The 18,428-nt window shown below is 40.2% G+C and carries 17 protein-coding genes, 1 rRNA gene and 1 riboswitch; of the genes, 17 read left to right on the forward strand and 1 reads right to left on the reverse strand.

The genetic code is table 11. The features are described from left to right. The 14 genes from rrf to purD form a co-directional block, all read left to right on the forward strand. Nucleotides 1-95: ribosomal RNA gene (gene rrf, locus HNP81_RS19235) — 5S ribosomal RNA — on the forward strand; the annotation flags it as partial. Nucleotides 96-442: 347 nt separating this feature from the next. Further along, nucleotides 443-679 carry an NETI motif-containing protein gene (locus tag HNP81_RS19240; RefSeq protein ID WP_182503705.1) on the forward strand — a complete coding sequence of 79 codons (237 nt, stop codon included), beginning with the start codon at nt 443-445 and terminating at the stop codon, nt 677-679. A gap of 76 nt (nt 680-755) precedes the next feature. Then, a riboswitch (purine riboswitch) is annotated at nt 756-858 on the forward strand. Nucleotides 859-997: 139 nt separating this feature from the next. After that, on the forward strand, nt 998-1,486 hold the full coding sequence (gene purE / locus HNP81_RS19245) for a 5-(carboxyamino)imidazole ribonucleotide mutase (RefSeq protein WP_182503706.1): 489 nt from the start codon (nt 998-1,000) through the stop codon (nt 1,484-1,486). After that, nucleotides 1,470-2,603 (forward strand): 5-(carboxyamino)imidazole ribonucleotide synthase, encoded by a 1,134-nt coding sequence (purK, locus tag HNP81_RS19250; RefSeq protein ID WP_028389699.1) that lies wholly within the window; start codon nt 1,470-1,472, stop codon nt 2,601-2,603. The genes purE and purK overlap by 17 nt, the downstream gene beginning before the upstream one ends. A 23-nt stretch (nt 2,604-2,626) precedes the next feature. After that, entirely contained in the window at nt 2,627-3,919 is a 1,293-nt protein-coding gene (purB, locus tag HNP81_RS19255) for an adenylosuccinate lyase (protein WP_182503707.1), read from the forward strand. A gap of 87 nt (nt 3,920-4,006) precedes the next feature. After that, on the forward strand, nt 4,007-4,732 hold the full coding sequence (purC, locus tag HNP81_RS19260; protein WP_028389701.1) for a phosphoribosylaminoimidazolesuccinocarboxamide synthase: 726 nt from the start codon (nt 4,007-4,009) through the stop codon (nt 4,730-4,732). Beyond that, complete coding sequence (gene purS / locus HNP81_RS19265; protein ID WP_182503708.1) at nt 4,720-4,974, forward strand: phosphoribosylformylglycinamidine synthase subunit PurS; 255 nt, start codon at nt 4,720-4,722, stop codon at nt 4,972-4,974. Before purC ends, purS begins: the two co-directional genes overlap by 13 nt. Beyond that, nucleotides 4,971-5,657, forward strand: a complete 687-nt coding sequence (purQ, locus tag HNP81_RS19270; RefSeq protein ID WP_028389703.1) for a phosphoribosylformylglycinamidine synthase subunit PurQ — start codon at nt 4,971-4,973, stop codon at nt 5,655-5,657. Before purS ends, purQ begins: the two co-directional genes overlap by 4 nt. Further along, on the forward strand, nt 5,641-7,863 hold the full coding sequence (gene purL, locus HNP81_RS19275; RefSeq protein WP_028389704.1) for a phosphoribosylformylglycinamidine synthase subunit PurL: 2,223 nt from the start codon (nt 5,641-5,643) through the stop codon (nt 7,861-7,863). Before purQ ends, purL begins: the two co-directional genes overlap by 17 nt. Continuing rightward, entirely contained in the window at nt 7,848-9,254 is a 1,407-nt protein-coding gene (purF, locus tag HNP81_RS19280) for an amidophosphoribosyltransferase (RefSeq protein ID WP_028389705.1), read from the forward strand. The genes purL and purF overlap by 16 nt, the downstream gene beginning before the upstream one ends. Nucleotides 9,255-9,279: 25 nt before the next feature. After that, nucleotides 9,280-10,314: a phosphoribosylformylglycinamidine cyclo-ligase gene (purM, locus tag HNP81_RS19285; RefSeq protein ID WP_028389706.1), complete on the forward strand. Its 1,035-nt coding sequence runs from the start codon at nt 9,280-9,282 to the stop codon at nt 10,312-10,314. Further along, the gene (gene purN, locus HNP81_RS19290) at nt 10,311-10,898 is read left to right on the forward strand and encodes a phosphoribosylglycinamide formyltransferase (RefSeq protein ID WP_028389707.1); all 588 of its coding nucleotides are present in this window, start codon (nt 10,311-10,313) and stop codon (nt 10,896-10,898) included. The genes purM and purN overlap by 4 nt, the downstream gene beginning before the upstream one ends. A 269-nt stretch (nt 10,899-11,167) precedes the next feature. Beyond that, nucleotides 11,168-12,703, forward strand: a complete 1,536-nt coding sequence (gene purH, locus HNP81_RS19295; RefSeq protein ID WP_182503709.1) for a bifunctional phosphoribosylaminoimidazolecarboxamide formyltransferase/IMP cyclohydrolase — start codon at nt 11,168-11,170, stop codon at nt 12,701-12,703. Between the two features lie 214 nt (nt 12,704-12,917). Further along, on the forward strand, nt 12,918-14,186 hold the full coding sequence (gene purD / locus HNP81_RS19300) for a phosphoribosylamine--glycine ligase (protein ID WP_182503710.1): 1,269 nt from the start codon (nt 12,918-12,920) through the stop codon (nt 14,184-14,186). Nucleotides 14,187-14,324: 138 nt separating this feature from the next. On the opposite strand, the gene HNP81_RS19305 is transcribed toward purD, so the two are convergent. Beyond that, nucleotides 14,325-14,636 carry a YgaP-like transmembrane domain gene (locus HNP81_RS19305; protein ID WP_182503711.1) on the reverse strand — a complete coding sequence of 104 codons (312 nt, stop codon included), beginning with the start codon at nt 14,634-14,636 and terminating at the stop codon, nt 14,325-14,327. Between the two features lie 173 nt (nt 14,637-14,809). On the opposite strand from HNP81_RS19305, the gene HNP81_RS19310 reads away from it, so the two are divergent. The 3 genes from HNP81_RS19310 to HNP81_RS19320 are packed head-to-tail and all read left to right on the forward strand — an operon-like array spanning nt 14,810 to nt 18,002. Then, entirely contained in the window at nt 14,810-16,552 is a 1,743-nt protein-coding gene (locus HNP81_RS19310; protein WP_182503712.1) for an adenine deaminase C-terminal domain-containing protein, read from the forward strand. A gap of 59 nt (nt 16,553-16,611) precedes the next feature. Continuing rightward, the gene (locus HNP81_RS19315; RefSeq protein ID WP_028389711.1) at nt 16,612-17,685 is read left to right on the forward strand and encodes a DUF3048 domain-containing protein; all 1,074 of its coding nucleotides are present in this window, start codon (nt 16,612-16,614) and stop codon (nt 17,683-17,685) included. A gap of 11 nt (nt 17,686-17,696) precedes the next feature. After that, nucleotides 17,697-18,002, forward strand: coding sequence for a YerC/YecD family TrpR-related protein (locus tag HNP81_RS19320; protein ID WP_028389712.1), 306 nt, complete (start codon nt 17,697-17,699; stop codon nt 18,000-18,002). Nucleotides 18,003-18,428: the final 426 nt, after the last annotated feature.

Consider the following 18,428-nt stretch of genomic DNA (forward strand, 5'->3'; position numbering starts at 1 on the left):
GTCACACCCGTTCCCATTCCGAACACGGAAGTTAAGCTCTTTAGCGCCGATGGTAGTTGGGGGTCTCCCCCTGTGAGAGTAGGACGCCGCCAAGCAATTCAAGAGACCAGCTAATTTTAGCTGGTCTTTTTTGCTATTTAGAAATTTTATTTATCACGCATTAACGGCTAGTAACACCTCCCTAGTTGAAGTTTCATCTTATGTGAATTCATGGAGCACTTAATTTGTTGTCCGCATCTAATGTAAATGTAAAGATCCAACCTCATGAGTTACTTTTGGACATTCTTAGGCTTTAGAATTAGCTGACGGTTAATATATTCAAGATGGGATATTATATAAAGATTACCAGAATAATATTTAGGGTCTCACGAAATAACACGACAGTTAATAAATTTTCATGAAAAGTGACTTTTTGGTATAGTTTAGAAAAGGAAATCAAAAAATGAAAAGAAAAATTCTTTTTGAAAGGAACGGTTTTGTGAATAAAAAAAAGAAGGAAGTTTTTGAAGTGGAAGAAGGAGAAAGCATTGATGCTTGTCTGGATCGGATTAAATCGGCAGGTTATTCCCCTATCAAAAGGATAGAAAAACCGATTTTTGCCGAAGAAAAAGAAAAAGGAGAGACCGTTTATAAGCCTGTCTCTCGAAAAATTGTCTTTGAAGCGTTGTCAAACGAGTAAAACACGAACATTATGTAATCATTTTTTTATAATATTCGATTTTAAACTTGACGTAAGATGTATCGATTGTTAAGATGATAGTGAACTTAATATCTCTCATATAATCCTTGGGAATATGGCCCAAAAGTTTCTACCCAATAACCGTAAATTATTGGACTATGAGAGAAAGTGATTCCTTTATTCAGGATATGTATGTCCTTTGGTAAGAAAGGGCTAATCATCCCGGGCAGGTTCCTTTCTCTTGTATGTAGAAAAGGACTGCCCGGTTTTTCATTTCATATATAATATAGCTTCTAATAAAAGTTTGGGGGGAAGACAGTGAAAGCACAGGTTGGTGTAATAATGGGAAGTGTTTCTGATTGGGAGACGATGAAACATGCTTGTGAAGCGTTAGATCAAATAAATATTCCATATGAGAAACGGGTAGTTTCTGCACATCGAACACCAGACTTATTGTTTGATTACGCAGAGAGTGCACGAGAAAGAGGCATTAAAGTCATTATAGCTGGAGCTGGCGGAGCTGCTCATTTACCTGGTATGACAGCAGCCAAAACGACATTGCCTGTTATTGGAGTACCCGTACAAACGAAGGCATTAAACGGAATGGATTCACTGCTTTCTATCGTACAGATGCCTGGGGGGGTACCAGTCGCTACAGTAGCTATTGGAAAAGCTGGAGCTGTTAATGCTGGCCTGTTGGCTGCTCAAATTCTCGGTAGCAGTGATACTGGAATTGCAGGCAAATTAGAAGCCATTCGAAATGAAACAAAGGAAAAGGTGCTAAGTAGCAGTGAACAGCTTAAATAAAGTAATTTTACCAGGACAAACAATCGGGATTATTGGTGGCGGCCAGTTGGGAAGAATGATGGCTTTATCTGCAAAGGCAATGGGGTTTCGTATTGCAGTTTTGGATCCGACAAAAGATTGTCCATGCGGGCAAGTTGCGGATATTGAAATAAATGGTGCTTATGATGATTTAGATTCGATAAAAAAACTTTCAGAAGTGAGCGATGTTATCACTTATGAATTCGAGAATGTGAGTTTTGAAGCTTTAGCGTGGTTGAAAGAGAATAGTTATCTGCCGCAAGGAGCGGAACTGTTAAAAATTACTCAGGACCGCGTAACAGAGAAAGCGGCGATTTCCAAAGCAGGTGTCCCTGTAGCTCCATATGGTATCGCAGAGACCTTGAACGATGTTTATGATACAATCGACAATTTGGGCTACCCATGTGTGTTAAAAACTGCGCGTGGAGGCTATGATGGTAAAGGGCAGCTTGTTTTACGTGAAGAGTCCGATCTAGCTTTTGTTGGCAACCTTTTAGAAAATGGGATTTGTGTAGTAGAGAAATGGATTCCTTTTGCAAAAGAAATATCTGTAATTATTACTAGAAAATCAAATGGTGAGATTGAGCATTTCCCTGTCGCGGAAAATATTCATCAAGAGAATATTTTGCACAAAAGCATTGTTCCAGCAAGAATAAGTGAGAAAGCTTCACAAAGAGCGTTGCAGTTGGCTTTACAGCTGGCTGAAAACATGAACCTTGTAGGTACGCTTGCGGTTGAGATGTTTTTAACTGATGAGGATGAGATTATAGTAAACGAGTTGGCGCCAAGACCTCATAATTCTGGTCATTATACGATGGAAGCGTGCCAAACTTCGCAATTTGAGCAACATATCCGAGCTGTCTGCAACTGGCCATTAGGTAAGACAGATTTGTTAAAGCCTGTCGTGATGGTAAATATACTTGGCGAACATTTAGAAGATGTCCTTCATGCAATCCCAGAGTTAGCAGATTGGAAGATTCATCTATACGGAAAAAGTGAAGCTAGTCCGAAACGGAAAATGGGTCATGTAAATGTTTTGCGAAACTCAGTTGAGCAAGCGTTGGATGAGATTAAACAAAGTGGAATTTGGAATAAGTAACAAGCCGAAACGGAGGCAATGCGATGATTGAACGTTATACACGCCCAGAAATGGGAGCGGTTTGGAAGGAAGAAAACCGATTTAAAGCTTGGCTTGAAGTAGAGATACTTGCTTGTGAAGCATGGTCAGAATTGGGTGCCATACCTAAAGAAGATGTTGCACTACTTCGGGAAAATGCGTCTTTTGATATTAATCGCATTAAAGAAATAGAAGAAGAAACGCGTCATGATGTCGTTGCTTTTACGAGAGCGGTTTCAGAAACGTTAGGAGAAGAAAGGAAATGGGTTCATTACGGATTGACATCAACCGATGTTGTTGATACTGCTCTTTCTTATATCCTGAAACAAGCAAACGAAATAATACTAGCTGACTTAGAGCGATTTGTCGATATTTTGAAAAATAAAGCGCAGGAAAATAAATATACGGTCATGATGGGACGTACGCATGGCGTGCATGCAGAGCCGACAACGTTTGGCTTGAAATTAGCGTTATGGCATGAAGAAATGAAGCGTAACCTAGAGCGTTTTAAAGAAGCGATAAAAGGCATTGAAGTTGGGAAAATGTCGGGAGCTGTTGGTACATTTGCTAATATCGATCCTTTTGTTGAAAAATACGTTTGTGAAAAATTAGGGCTTGAAGCAGCACCGATTTCTACACAAACGCTGCAAAGGGACCGTCATGCTCATTATCTAAGTATCATTGCATTGATTGCGACAAGCATTGAAAAATTTGCAGTTGAAATTCGCGGATTGCAAAAAAGCGAAACACGTGAAGTGGAAGAATTTTTTGCAAAAGGACAAAAGGGCTCATCTGCTATGCCGCATAAACGGAACCCGATTGGCTCTGAGAACATGACCGGACTTGCACGTGTCATTCGTGGATATATGATGACCGCGTATGAGAATGTTCCATTATGGCATGAGCGTGATATCTCCCATTCATCGGCGGAAAGAATCATTCTACCTGATGCAACGATTGCATTGAATTATATGTTAAATCGATTTGGGAATATTGTGAAAAATTTAACGGTATACCCGGAGAATATGAAGCGCAATATGGATCGTACGCTTGGTTTAATTTATTCACAGCGTGTATTGCTTACATTAATTGATAAAGGTCTTGTACGTGAAGAAGCATATGATACGGTTCAGCCAAAAGCGATGGAGGCATGGGAGAAACAAGTTCCATTCCGTAGTTTGCTTGAACAAGATGACAAAATTACAAGCTTGCTGACAAAGGAAGAATTGGATGATTGCTTTGATTATCATCACCATTTGAAGCAAGTTGATATGATTTTTGATCGTTTAGGACTGTAAATAGGAGCGCTGCTGGTTATTAACTGGCAGCAAATCCTACATGCATCTTAAAAATTGCCAATATTCTTTATTATGGGGGCCTCATAGATGGAAAAGCGAGAATTGCTTTATGAAGGAAAGGCTAAGAGAATTTATGCAACAGAGAATTCAGAAGTTGTCTGGGTAGAATATAAAGATTCACTGACGGCCTTCAATGGTGAAAAGAAAGCAGAAATCGCCGGTAAGGGTGTGCTGAATAATGGAATTACTAGTTTGCTATTTTTAAAGCTTCAAGAAGCTGGTATCCCTTCTCACTTTATCAAGCAAATTTCCGAAACAGAGCAACTTGTAAAAAGGGTTTCCATTATTCCCCTTGAAGTTGTCGTACGAAATGTAGTAGCAGGAAACTTATCTAAACGCCTTGGATTGCCTGAAGGACAGCCGTTGAAGCAGGCACTCATCGAATTTTATTACAAAGATGATATGCTCGGTGATCCATTGTTAACAGAGGACCATATTAAAGAATTGATGCTAGCGTCTGAAGAGGAAGTTCAGATTTTGAAACAAAAAGCTTTAGATGTGAATGCAATTTTATCAAGCTTTTTTAATGAAATAGGAGTTCGTTTAATTGATTTTAAACTAGAATTTGGCAAGTTTGCAGATGGTGAAATTGTGTTAGCGGATGAAATATCTCCAGATACGTGCCGATTATGGGACGGAAAAACGGAAGAAAAGCTCGATAAGGATGTATTCCGCCGCGATTTAGGAAATGTAGTGGAAGCCTATGAAAAAATCTATTCAAAACTCGGAGGTCTAAAAGCATGTATAAAGTAAAGGTATATATCACGTTAAGAGAAAGTGTCTTAGATCCACAAGGAACAGCGGTTAAATCTTCTTTACACAGCATGTCTTACGATACGGTGTCAGATGTGAGAATTGGTAAATACATGGAATTGACAATTGAAAAAAATAATCAGGATATTGATGCTCTAGTAAAAGAAATGTGCGAGCGTCTGTTAGCAAATACGGTTATTGAAGATTACAGTTATGAAATCGAGGAGGTTGTCTCGCTGTGAAATTTGCTGTAATTGTGTTTCCAGGCTCCAACGGTGATATTGATATGTTCCATGCAATTAAGGATGAATTGGGTGAAGAGGTAGAATATGTGCCCCATACAGCAGACAGCCTAGCTGGTTTTGATGGCATCTTATTGCCTGGAGGATTTTCATATGGCGATTACCTTCGTACTGGCGCCATAGCTCGTTTTTCTAACGTGATGGGTGAAGTGGTTAAAGCGGCGAACGAAGGAGTGCCTGTATTAGGTGTATGCAACGGATTTCAAATCTTACTCGAAGCAGGGCTACTGCCAGGTGCGATGAGAAGAAATCGGGAGTTAGCGTTTATTTGTAAACCAGCTCAGCTAGTAGTTGAGAATAATAAAACAATGTTTACGAGTGGCTATGAAATAGGTGAAACTATTACAATTCCAATCGCCCATGGTGAAGGGAATTACTATTGCGATGAAGAAACTATGAAACTTTTAAAGCAAAACAATCAGATTGTATTTACGTATGACGGTGAAAATCCGAATGGCAGTCTTGAAGGGATTGCAGGAATCACGAATGAAAATGGAAATGTTTTAGGAATGATGCCACATCCCGAGCGCGCAGTTGATAAATTACTTGGAAGTGCAGATGGATTAAAATTATTTCAATCAATCGTAAGAAATTGGAGGGAAAACCATGTCGTTAATGCTTGAACCAAGCCCGGAAAAAATTAGATCACAGCGAGTGTATGCAGAGATGGGTCTTTCGGATGAAGAATTTGCGATGGTAGAAAACATCCTGGGCCGTACGCCGAATTATACAGAAACCGGTTTATTTTCAGTAATGTGGTCAGAGCACTGTTCGTATAAAAATTCCAAGCCCGTTTTAAAAAAGTTCCCGGTAACTGGGGAAAAAGTCCTTCAAGGACCTGGTGAAGGTGCGGGGATTGTTGATATTGGAGACGGTCAGGCGGTTGTTTTTAAAATTGAAAGCCATAATCACCCTTCTGCGATTGAGCCTTATCAAGGAGCGGCAACAGGTGTCGGCGGCATCATTCGCGACGTATTTTCAATGGGTGCCCGTCCAATTGCGATTCTGAATTCACTTCGTTTCGGTGAGTTGGATAATGCACGTGTCAAATATTTATTTAAAGAAGTCGTTGCAGGTATTGCTGGATATGGGAATTGTATCGGTATCCCAACAGTTGGTGGCGAGATTCAATTCGATCCTTCTTACGAGGGAAATCCGCTTGTAAATGCCATGTGTGTTGGTTTGATTAACCATGAAGATATTCAAAAAGGGCAAGCGCGCGGAGTCGGCAATACGGTCATGTATGTAGGGGCGAAAACTGGACGTGATGGGATTCATGGGGCGACGTTTGCTTCTGAAGAATTGACTGAATCATCTGATGAAAATCGTCCTGCTGTACAAGTGGGCGATCCGTTTATGGAAAAGCTGCTTCTTGAAGCATGTCTTGAATTAATCCATAATGATGCCCTTGTCGGGATTCAGGATATGGGAGCGGCAGGACTTACAAGTTCTTCGGCAGAGATGGCCTCTAAAGCTGGTTCAGGGATTGAGATGAACCTTGATCTTGTGCCACAACGTGAAACTGGGATGACTGCGTATGAAATGATGCTGTCAGAATCACAAGAGCGGATGCTGATTGTCGTTAAAAAAGGACGCGAACAGGAAATTACAGATTTATTTTCTAAATATGATTTGGAAGCAGTTGCTGTAGGTGTGGTAACGGAAGAGAAATATCTAAAGCTTACTCATAAAGGCAATGTTGTAGCGAATGTTCCTGTTGATGCATTAGCAGAGGATGCTCCTGTGTACCATAAGCCATCAAGCGAACCTCAATTGTACAGAGATTTTCAAGCAATGAAAATTGAAGTTCCAAATGTTGTTGATTTTAAAGAAACCCTTATCAATCTATTGTCTCAACCGACAATTGCAAGTAAAGAGTGGGTCTACAATCAATATGATTATATGGTACGAACAAGTACCGTTGTAGCTCCAGGTTCAGATGCTGCAGTCGTTCGAATTCGTGAGACGAATAAAGCACTTGCGATGACGACGGATTGTAATTCTCGTTACCTTTATTTAGATCCAGAAGTAGGCGGGAAAATTGCCGTTGCTGAAGCGGCACGTAATATCGTCTGTTCCGGAGCAGAACCGTTAGCGGTTACCGATAACTTGAACTTTGGGAATCCTGAAAGGCCGGAGATTTTCTGGCAAATTGAGAAAGCTGCAGACGGAATAAGTGAAGCGTGTCGACAATTAAGCACACCAGTTATTGGCGGAAATGTTTCTCTTTACAATGAAACAAATGGTGAAGCCATTTATCCAACACCTGTTATAGGAATGGTGGGACTTGTACATGACCTTTCCCATATCACTACCCAAGAATTTAAAAATTCTGGGGACCTAATCTATGTGATTGGTGAGACGAAAGAAGAATTTGGTGGTAGCGAATTGCAAAAAATGATTGAAGGAAAAATCTATGGTCAATCGCCGTCCATTGATTTAGAAATAGAACAACAACGTCAAAAGCAGCTTTTACTTGCAATCCAAAGTGGGTATGTTGCTTCTGCACATGATGTTGCAGAAGGCGGATTAGCGGTCGCTCTTTCTGAGGCTCTCTTTGGAACCGAAAATTTAGGAGCACGTGTAATTGTTGAAAATGAGGCCATTACGGAGTTATTTAGCGAAACACAGTCCCGATTTGTAGTATCCGTATCTCCTGAGAATCGCGAAGCATTTGAAAGAATGGTTCAAGATAGTTATTGCATTGGTGAAGTAAACAATAATGGAGTATTGACAATTTCCCACAAGCAGGACGGTCTAGTGATAGACGCTAGCGTTCAAGAATTAGAAGCTGCTTGGAGAGGGGCGATCCCATGCTTGCTGAATTAAAGGGATTAAATGAAGAATGTGGTTTGTTTGGCATTTGGGGACACCCAGATGCTGCACAAATCACCTATTATGGTTTGCATAGTCTGCAGCACCGTGGTCAAGAAGGTACAGGAATGGTTCTGGCTAAGGATGGAAAGTTGACAGGGATGAAGGGTGAAGGATTGGTCACGGAAGTGTTTACCGCTGAGAAAATGAAGAATTTATCCGGAAATGCTGCAATCGGCCATGTTCGATATACAACGGCAGGCGGAGGCGGTTATGAAAACGTCCAACCATTTTTATTCAATTTCCAAAGTGAAGCCATGGCACTTGCCCACAACGGCAACATTGTGAATGCAAGTCAATTGAAGGCACAGCTTGAAGCGCAAGGAAGCATCTTTCATAGTACATCTGATACAGAGGTATTAGCACATTTGATTCGTAAAGGCGGTTTTTCAGATTTGAAAAGCCGTGTTACGAACGGATTAAGCTCGTTAAAAGGGGCTTATGCTTTCTTGATTATGACAGAAACAGAAATGCTCGTTGCTCTAGACCCGAACGGACTTAGACCCTTATCTCTAGGTATCTTGGGCGGTGCTTATGTTATAGCATCTGAAACATGTGCATTTGATATTGTCGGTGCGGAATTTATCCGTGATATTGAACCTGGAGAGCTCCTTGTCATTAATGATGACGGGATTAAAAGCGAACGTTTCGTCATGTCTTCACAGCGTGCAATGTGTACGATGGAATATATTTATTTTTCCCGTCCAGACAGCAATATCGATGGAATTAATGTTCATACAGCAAGGAAAAACCTTGGTAAACAGCTAGCAGTAGAAAAATTAATTGAAGCAGATGTCGTAACAGGTGTTCCAGATTCAGGGAACTCCGTTGCCATAGGTTATGCAGAGGCAAGTGGCATTCCTTATGAAATGGGGCTAATTAAAAATAGATATGTAGGTCGTACTTTTATTCAGCCCTCTCAATCTCTAAGAGAACAGGGTGTGAGAATGAAGCTCTCTGCAGTACGCGGTGTTGTGGATGGAAAAAGGGTTGTTATGGTTGATGATTCCATTGTACGAGGTACGACATGTAAGCGGATTGTCACGATGCTGAAGGAAGCTGGTGCTAAGGAAGTACATGTACTAATCAGTTCTCCTCCGATTAAGAACCCTTGTTTTTATGGGATTGATACATCAAGTCGTGAAGAATTAATCGCCTCTGAAAATTCAGTTGAAGAAATTCGGGAGATCATCGGAGCAGATTCGCTTACATTCTTAAGTGTTGAGGGAATGGTTGAAGCGATTGGAAGACCGTTTGAAGGCGAGAGTCGAGGACAATGTCTCGCGTGCTTTACTGGGAATTATCCGACAGAAATATATGCTAATGAGCAGTCAGCGACTGTATAAAGTTGAATGAAGGAGGATGATGACCATGTCGAATGCGTATAAAGCGGCGGGAGTCGATATTGAAGCTGGTTATGAAGCGGTATCACGCATGAAAAAGCATGTTCAGAAAACGATGCGTCCAGGAGTGTTGAGTGGGCTTGGTGGTTTTGGCGGCATGTTTGATTTATCACAATTGAACTTACGGGAGCCTGTCCTTGTTTCAGGAACGGATGGAGTGGGAACGAAGTTATTGCTTGCCATGATGATGAATAAGCATGACAGCATTGGGATTGATTGTGTGGCTATGTGTGTGAACGATATCGTGGTTCAAGGAGCTGAGCCACTTTACTTTTTAGACTATATTGCTTGTGGAAAAGCAGAGCCTGAGAAAATTGAAAGCATTGTAAAAGGGATTGCAGAAGGCTGTGAGCAAGCAGGTTGTGCATTAATCGGTGGTGAGACTGCTGAAATGCCTGGTATGTACAGTGAGGAAGAATATGATTTAGCTGGCTTTACAGTGGGAGCATGTGAAAAGACGAAACTGATTACAGGTCAGAAAATCAACCAAGGTGATTGTCTTATCGGATTAGCGTCAAGCGGTATCCATAGTAATGGCTATTCGCTTGTACGTAAAGTTCTATTAGAAGACGCTGAAATGGACGTAAATGAATTTATTCCTGAGCTTGGCTGTTTACTAGGAGAAGAGCTTTTAAAGCCTACTAAAATTTATGTGAAGCCAATTTTAGCGGCGTTGAGTGAGTTTGAAATTAAAGGGATGGCTCATATAACTGGCGGTGGATTTATTGAGAATTTACCAAGAATGATGCCTGAAAATTTAGGAATCGAGATAAAGTCAGGATCTTGGGAGATTCCGGCGATATTCACTCTTATTGAAGAAAAAGGAAACATTAGTCGTGAGGATATGTACAATATTTTCAATATGGGTGTCGGAATGGCTCTTGTGGTGAAGCAGGAAGAGGCGTCAGAGCTTCTAGCCTTTTTTGAAAAACACGGTGAAGTGGCGTATCAAATTGGTACGGTCATCAGTCAACCTGGTGTAAGTATTACGGGTGAATCATGAAAAAAATAGCGGTATTTGCATCGGGAAACGGAAGTAACTTTCAATCAATCGTGGATGCGGTTAAGGCTGGTACGCTCGCAGCGGACATCCGTTTACTTGTCTGTGATAAAGAATCCGCATTTGTTTTAGAAAGAGCCAAAAAAGAGAAGATTGAAAGTTTTTGCTTTTCTCCAAAGTCTTTTCATGACAAAGAAGCATTTGAACTGGAAATCGTGAAACAACTTAAATCTAAGGCTGTTGAATTTATTGTCTTAGCAGGATATATGCGATTGATTGGACCGACACTTTTACAGGAATATCCTGAAGCAATCGTAAATATCCATCCATCTTTATTGCCAGCTTTTCCTGGTAAAGATGCAATTGGTCAAGCGTTCGATGCTGGTGTAAAGGTAACTGGCCTTTCGATTCATTATGTGGATGCAGGAATGGATACAGGTCCTATTATTGCCCAAAAAGAAATTGAGGTCCTTGCAAATGATACGAGAGATCGTTTACAAGAAAGAATTCAAAAAGCAGAGCATACCACCTATCCAGAGGTGCTTCAACAGCTGTTTATGCAGGAGAAATTGATCTCTGCTCATTAATTTGAAAGTATAACAGGATTGTCGAGTAAAGAATTTCTATAAGATACACGTGGTCATTTGAGGGTGTCTTAAAAGCAAAGAGGCAGACTTCGCAACAACGAATGACAGTATAAGATACACTACATACTGATTGATAATTCGAGGTCAGACTCTTATCGGACACCCTTTAGATTCATGCGTGTTACCTTGGCTAATAAAGGGATGTTTAAAATCATCAATTTTTTGCAGTCAAGGATTGGTGACGGTTGTTCTTATAAGGAGGAGTAATTATGGCAAAACGTGCATTAATCAGTGTTTCAGATAAGACAGGTATCGTAGAATTTGCAATTGGTCTTAAAGAGGCGGGCTTTGAAATCATATCTACTGGGGGCACGAAAAAAACGCTTGTAGAAAATGGAATTGACGTAATCGGGATTAGTGATGTAACAGATTTTCCTGAAATTTTGGATGGTAGGGTTAAAACGTTGCATCCAAATGTTCACGGCGGATTATTGGCAAGAAGGAATGATAATGCACATCAAGCTCAATTAGAAGAACATCATATTCAACCAATTGATCTCGTTTGTGTCAATTTGTATCCATTCCAAGAGACGATCGCGAAACCCGATGTGACTCCTGAAGATGCGATTGAGAATATTGATATTGGCGGTCCAACGATGCTCCGTTCAGCTGCTAAGAATCATGAATTTGTAACAGTTGTTGTGGACCCAACAGATTATGAAGCAGTGCTTAGCGAGCTTACTGAAAATGGAGATGTTTCGGCTGCAAAGAAACGAAAACTTGCTGCGAAAGTATTCCGCCATACAGCCTCCTATGATGCGGTAATATCTGAGTACATGACAAAGCTTGCAGAGGAAGAAAATCCTGAAAGTTTAACTCTCACTTATACGTTAAAACAATCACTCCGATATGGTGAAAATCCGCATCAACAAGCTGCGTTTTATCAGAAGCCATTAGGTTCAACTTTTTCTGTTGCGTATGCACAACAATTGCACGGTAAAGAACTGTCATATAACAATATTAATGATGCTGATGCCGCATTACAGATCGTTAAAGAATTTGAAGAGCCAGCAGCTGTTGCTGTTAAGCATATGAATCCATGTGGAGTTGGGGTTGGCAATTCGGTTGCTGAAGCGTTTAAAAAAGCGTATGAAGCAGATTCTACGTCCATTTTTGGTGGTATTATCGCTTTAAATCGTGAAGTGGACCAAGAAACAGCTGAAATGCTTCGCGAAATTTTCCTTGAAATAATCATTGCTCCTCACTTTTCCGATAAAGCTCTCGAGATTTTAACTGAGAAAAAGAATATTCGTCTGTTAACAGTAGCTTTCGACGGCAAGCAAAAAACCGAACGAAAAACAACATCTATTCAAGGGGGATTACTTGTTCAAGATTTGGATACTTATGGCTTAGAACATGCATCCATAACAATCCCGACGAAACGCCAACCATCAGAAGATGAGTGGGCAGCAATGAAACTAGGCTGGAAAATCGTAAAACACGTGAAATCTAATGCAATTGTCGTTAGCGGCGAACAGATGACATACGGTATCGGTGCTGGACAGATGAACCGCGTGGGAGCAGCACAGATTGCTTTAGAACAAGCTGGCGAAAAAGCAAAAGGTGCGGCTCTCGCTTCTGATGCATTTTTCCCAATGGATGACACTGTTGAAGTGGCGGCTATTGCTGGTATCACAGCTATCATTCAACCTGGTGGCTCCGTCCGTGATGAAGACTCGATTAAAAAGGCAGATGAATACGGCATTACCATGGTGTTTACAGGTGTTCGACACTTTAAACACTAAGTTTTTTGACGGGGCTTCGCAACTTACTAATATAGCAATCTACTTTGCAGATATACGTACTTTATTAAGAAGGTACTTCAAAAACTGGCTACGCACCGTGTTAATGATTAGGCGAGTATAGCGTGCTACATGTTGTAATTGGTGGCGTTCTAACGCCATATACGTTTTGTATCAACTAGGTTAATAGTTTTTAATATAAGAAAGAGGTGATTCCATGAACGTGTTAGTAGTTGGCAAGGGTGGCCGTGAACATGCACTAGCAAAGAAACTATTTGAAAGCAAGCAGGTTCATAAAGTATTCGTAGCTCCAGGTAATCCAGGTATGGAGGATGTGGCAGAGCTCGTTCAAATCGATGAAAATAATCATAAGGAACTGATTGTGTTTGCTAAAGAACAGAATGTTACTTTAACTATTATTGGAGCCGAAACACCTTTGGTGAATGGAATTGTCGATGAATTTAAAGCAGCTGGCCTACAGGTATTCGGACCTGATAGATTAGCAGCAATCATTGAAGGTAGTAAAACCTTTGCAAAAGATTTAATGAAAAAATATGAAATTCCTACTGCTTCATATGAAACTTTTACGGATATCGAGTCAGCAAAAACATATTTATCTGAAATTGGTGTTCCAATTGTGATAAAAGCGGATGGACTTGCAGCTGGGAAAGGGGTAGTCGTTGCCCACACGATGGAAGAGGCACTGGAAGCATTACATGAAATGTTAGTTGATGAGAAATTCGGTGAAGCTTCTGCACAAGTTGTCATCGAGGAATTCCTAGAAGGTGAGGAATTTTCATTAATGGCATTTGTAAATGGAGAGAAAGTTTATCCAATGGTCATCGCTCAAGATCATAAGCGGGCTTATGATGGTGATGCCGGTCCGAATACAGGTGGAATGGGTGCATACTCGCCTGTTCCTCAAATTCCAGAAGACATGGTTGCTGCGGCGGTTGAACAAATTGTAAAGCCGGCAGCTTCTGCACTTGTTGCTGAGGGGCGTTCTTTCACGGGTGTTTTATATGCAGGGTTAATTGCTACGAATAAAGGCACAAAAGTGATTGAGTTTAATGCACGTTTCGGCGATCCAGAAACTCAAGTGGTCTTGCCAAGACTAAAAAATGATTTTGTTGAAACGCTTCTTGCTGTCTTAAACGGGAAGGACTACGAGCTTGAATGGGACGGTGAATCTGTAATCGGGGTTGTAGTAGCAGCAGCTGGTTACCCAGGTGAATATGTCAAAGGAGCACTGATCTCCGGTCTAGAGGAAATAAGTCAAGATGTTGATATTTATCACGCAGGTACATCGAAAAATGATAATGGTGAATTTATAACAAACGGTGGTCGAGTACTACTTGTTGCCGCAAAGGGAACGGATCTTCTTAGCGCACAGGCGAAGGTTTACAAAGAATTAGAAAAGATTCCTACCCAAGAATTATTCTGGAGAAAAGACATTGGTCATCGAGCCATCTTAGTGGCTAAATAAAGGGTATCCCAAAGAATTAGAACGTCATAAGGGTCGGACCCCGCACTCTAAATCAGTAGGTAGTGTTTTATACACGTATCTTATACTGGATTTAGTTGTTGCGGGGTTTGGCCCTATCTGACCTTCATAGTACCTCTTTTAAGTTTCTGTATTGTCCTTATCTGAAATAAGGTCATTCCCCATTCCCATTTGAGTCAATAAGGGTACTCCTTTTTTGATGATGCTATGTTCCCCACGTAATGTTCCTTGACATTTTTCATAGAGCGCAACAACAGGACAAAAACGAAGAATCCCTTCTCCGATTTTCATACTAGAAAACATAGCCACAACTAAATAGGATTCATTCCATGGTTTTCTTGACATTTTTGAAATCGACCATGCCAAGAGAGTAAATCCACAAGTGATTCTGAGTAACGCGTTTAGGATACTGATATTGGTTTTGTTATTCATACTAGACAAACACCTTTCATAAATTATTCACATTATTTAACAAAACTTTAATGTATTAACTCATTAAATATGTTAGGATTATAAAAAATGGGTGAATACTACTTATTTCTAATTCTTTACATGATTTTTTAACATAAATATAGTAGATAAATCTAAAATTGGGAGGGATCTTCTTGTTAGAGCAACGTTATCGATGGAAGAATAAACATTTGCGAGAGCATGTAGATGTACTAGACGGAAACAGAGCTCCACATATTCTTCTACAAAATGCAACGTATTTAAATCAGTCATTACGAAAGTGGATAAAAGCGAATATTTGGATTTATGATGATCGCATCGTCTATGTAGGGGAAAACCTTCCTGACAAATTAGACCATTGCGAAATTGTTGATTGCCAAGATAGCTTATTGGTTCCCGGCTATATCGAACCCCATTCGCATCCATTTCAATTATATAATCCCCAGACATTAGCTCGTTATGCGTCGTATTTTGGAACAACGACTTTGATTAATGATAATTTGATGCTGTTTTTGCAATTAGAAAAAAAGAAAGCGTTTTCTTTATTGAAAGAATTGCGAAATATCCCTTCGAGTATGTACTGGTGGTGTAGGTTTGACGGGCAAACTGAACTGCGTAATGAAGAAACGATTTTTACTCATGGTGATGTAAAAGCATGGCTAGAACATGATGCTGTTCTACAAGGGGGCGAACTGACAGCATGGCCAAGGCTGCTTGCTGGAGATGATATGATGCTTCATTGGATTCAAGAAGCAAAGCGGATGAGAAAACAAATAGAAGGCCATTTCCCTGGAGCATCGGAAAAAACACTAGCCAAAATGATGTTATTTGGCGCTGATTGCGATCATGAAGCGATGACAGGAAAAGAAGTATTGTCACGATTAATGCAAGGATACACGGTTTCTTTGAGAAATTCTTCAATCCGGCCAGACTTGGAGAATATATTGAAACAAATACACGAGCTTGGGATTGATCAATACGACAATTTCTTCTTTACGACGGATGGTTCACCGCCCTTGTTTTATGAAAGGGGTTTCATTGATGCTATGATTAAAATCGCAATTGAACAGGGTGTTCCGATTATAGATGCCTATAATATGGCGACAATTAATGTTGCCCGCTATTATAATATCGAGTACTTACATGGAAATATTGCAACAGGTAGAGTGGCCAATATTAATTTCCTTCGCAGTGAAACGGAACCGGCTCCTGTTTCTGTTCTAGCGAAAGGGAAATGGGTGAAACGTGACGGGGTGGAACTTGATGATTCATCCGTTATTCATTGGGCTGAATATGGTTTTGGGGAATTACAGTTGGATTGGGAATTAGATAGTAATGATTTAGAGTTTTCGATGCCTTTCGGTTTTGAAATGATCAATGATGTGATTACGAAACCATACTCGATTACATCAGATTACTCAGATGGAAATCTGTCATTTGAACATGATGAATGCTATTTTGTAATGATCGATCGTTGTGGAGAGTGGAGAATTAATACGATGGTCAAAGGCTTTGCCAATCAATTATGCGGGTTTGCAAGCACGTATTCGAATACGGGGGACATTGTCCTAATTGGAAAACGAAAAGAAGATATGCTTCTTGCTTTTCAGAGGATGAAGGAAATAGGCGGAGGAATTGTAATAGCTGAGCAAGGGGAAATCATTTTTGAAATGCGCTTAGCATTAAAAGGACTGATTTCTGAAAAATCAATGCCAGAGCTAATTAAAGAGGAAAAGGAATTGAAACAACTGCTTCAGGAAAGAGGGTATGTTTTTTCTGATCCAATATACACATTGTTGTTTTTCTCGGCTACACATCTTCCGTACATCCGTGTAACCCCAACGGGCATGTATGATATAATGAATAAAACAGTTCTCTTTCCTACAATAATGCGTTAAAATGTAAAAGAAGACTTTTTTAAGAAAGTATCCTGGAAACTGGTAGGGAGTGTACAGGAATGAAAAAAAGTTTACCGCTTATTCTGTTTGCTGTTATGTTATTAATGAGTGGATGTCTAAAAAAAGAAGCTAAGACCGATCGGCCGATCGATAATTCTTCAAGTGAAATTGTCGGGCAAGATGAAACGGCGGCTCAAGAACCAGCTGACAGTGATCAGTATACAAACTTATTCCCTTTAACAGGCATTGCAACGAACGATGATACCGAACATAGAGCAATTGCTGTAATGATTAATAATCACCCGAAAGCGCGGCCGCAATCTGGCCTTTCAAAAGCAGATATTGTCTACGAAATGTATGCGGAAGCAGAAGTAACACGTTTCCTAGCAGTTTATCAAAGTGAAATGCCACAAGAGGTTGGACCGGTTCGCAGCGCTCGAGATTACTTTATTAAATTAGCAAAAGGGTTAGATTGTGTTTATGTATGTCACGGAAATAGCCCGGATGCTAAAGAAATGCTTGATCAGGGATATATTGACCATTTGAATGGTTTACAGTATGATGGAACGCTTTTCAAACGTTCGAGTGAGCGGAAGGCACCTCATAATTCCTATATTACTTTTGAGAACATCGAATTAGGTTCCCAGCAAAATTCATATGATTTGACAGAAAAGCCTAAACCCTTTACATTTTTGGAGAAATCCGAAATGGAGCATTTGCAAGGTGAACCTGCTTCTTCAGTGCAGATTTCTTATGGATCATCCTTATTTGATGTCGAATTTTCGTATGATGAACAATCAGAGACGTACTCCAGATATTCTAATAATCAACAAACGATTGAATACAAAGATGAAACGCCAATTAAGATAGACAATATTTTTATTATCGAAGCTCCTCATAAAGTCATAGATCGTGTTGGAAGGCGCGATATTGATTTAAAAGTGGGTGGAAAGGCGTATTTACTGCAAAAAGGTAAATGGAATGAAATTCAATGGGAAAATAGCGAAGGTCGAATTATTCCAATGGAAAATGGAAAAGAAGTTGGTTTGGTACCAGGCAAAACATGGGTGAATGTTTTGCCGGATAAGCCTGGAATTAGCCAGCTTGTCCAACTTGGTGTTCAAGAAAACTAGGGGGCAAAACTATGCAAATTGATAAATTAAGGGGAAAAGGTCTTGATCAGCTTTTCGAAGCTATACTTTCTCTAAAAGATCTCGAAGAATGCTATCGATTCTTTGACGATTTATGTACAGTCAATGAAATACAATCTCTTTCACAACGTCTTGAAGTAGCGCGCATGCTCCAAGAAGGTAAAACGTACCATCGAATTGAAACCGATACGGGTGCTAGTACAGCGACGATATCGCGTGTGAAACGATGCTTAAATTATGGGAATGATGCTTATACTATGGCATTGGATCGAATTAAGAAAGAGTCTGTAGAAGAATAAGCAAATCAGTCGATCATTCAGTAGTATTTTTTTAGGAAGAGTCGGGGGAGAGATTCCCTGGCTTTTTTATTTTTTTCAGAGTATAACCATAACGATCTATCTTTTATCCCGTATTAACGGGCAGTAACACCCCCAGCTTATGCTTTGCTTTGTGGACTATAACGGAATGTGATGGCGTCTATGTTACACACAGGACGTGAGCGGTCTTAGTAGGCTTTCCTTAAAGCAGTCTTCTCGCCTTTTAGTAAAATCACGATTGGTGAGATACAGTAAAACTTACGGCTGATCTTAGCGACAGAAAACGGGACTAACAATCAGTAAGGGTTGAAGAAAACACCCACTGATTGAGGTTTCACTTTATAATGAATTTTGGTGTATCCTAGGGCACAATTGGTTATGCTGTCTTAGCGTGTCTAACATAGGGAA

This window comes from Peribacillus huizhouensis, from assembly GCF_014138605.1.
Classification (GTDB): domain Bacteria; phylum Bacillota; class Bacilli; order Bacillales; family DSM-1321; genus Peribacillus; species Peribacillus huizhouensis.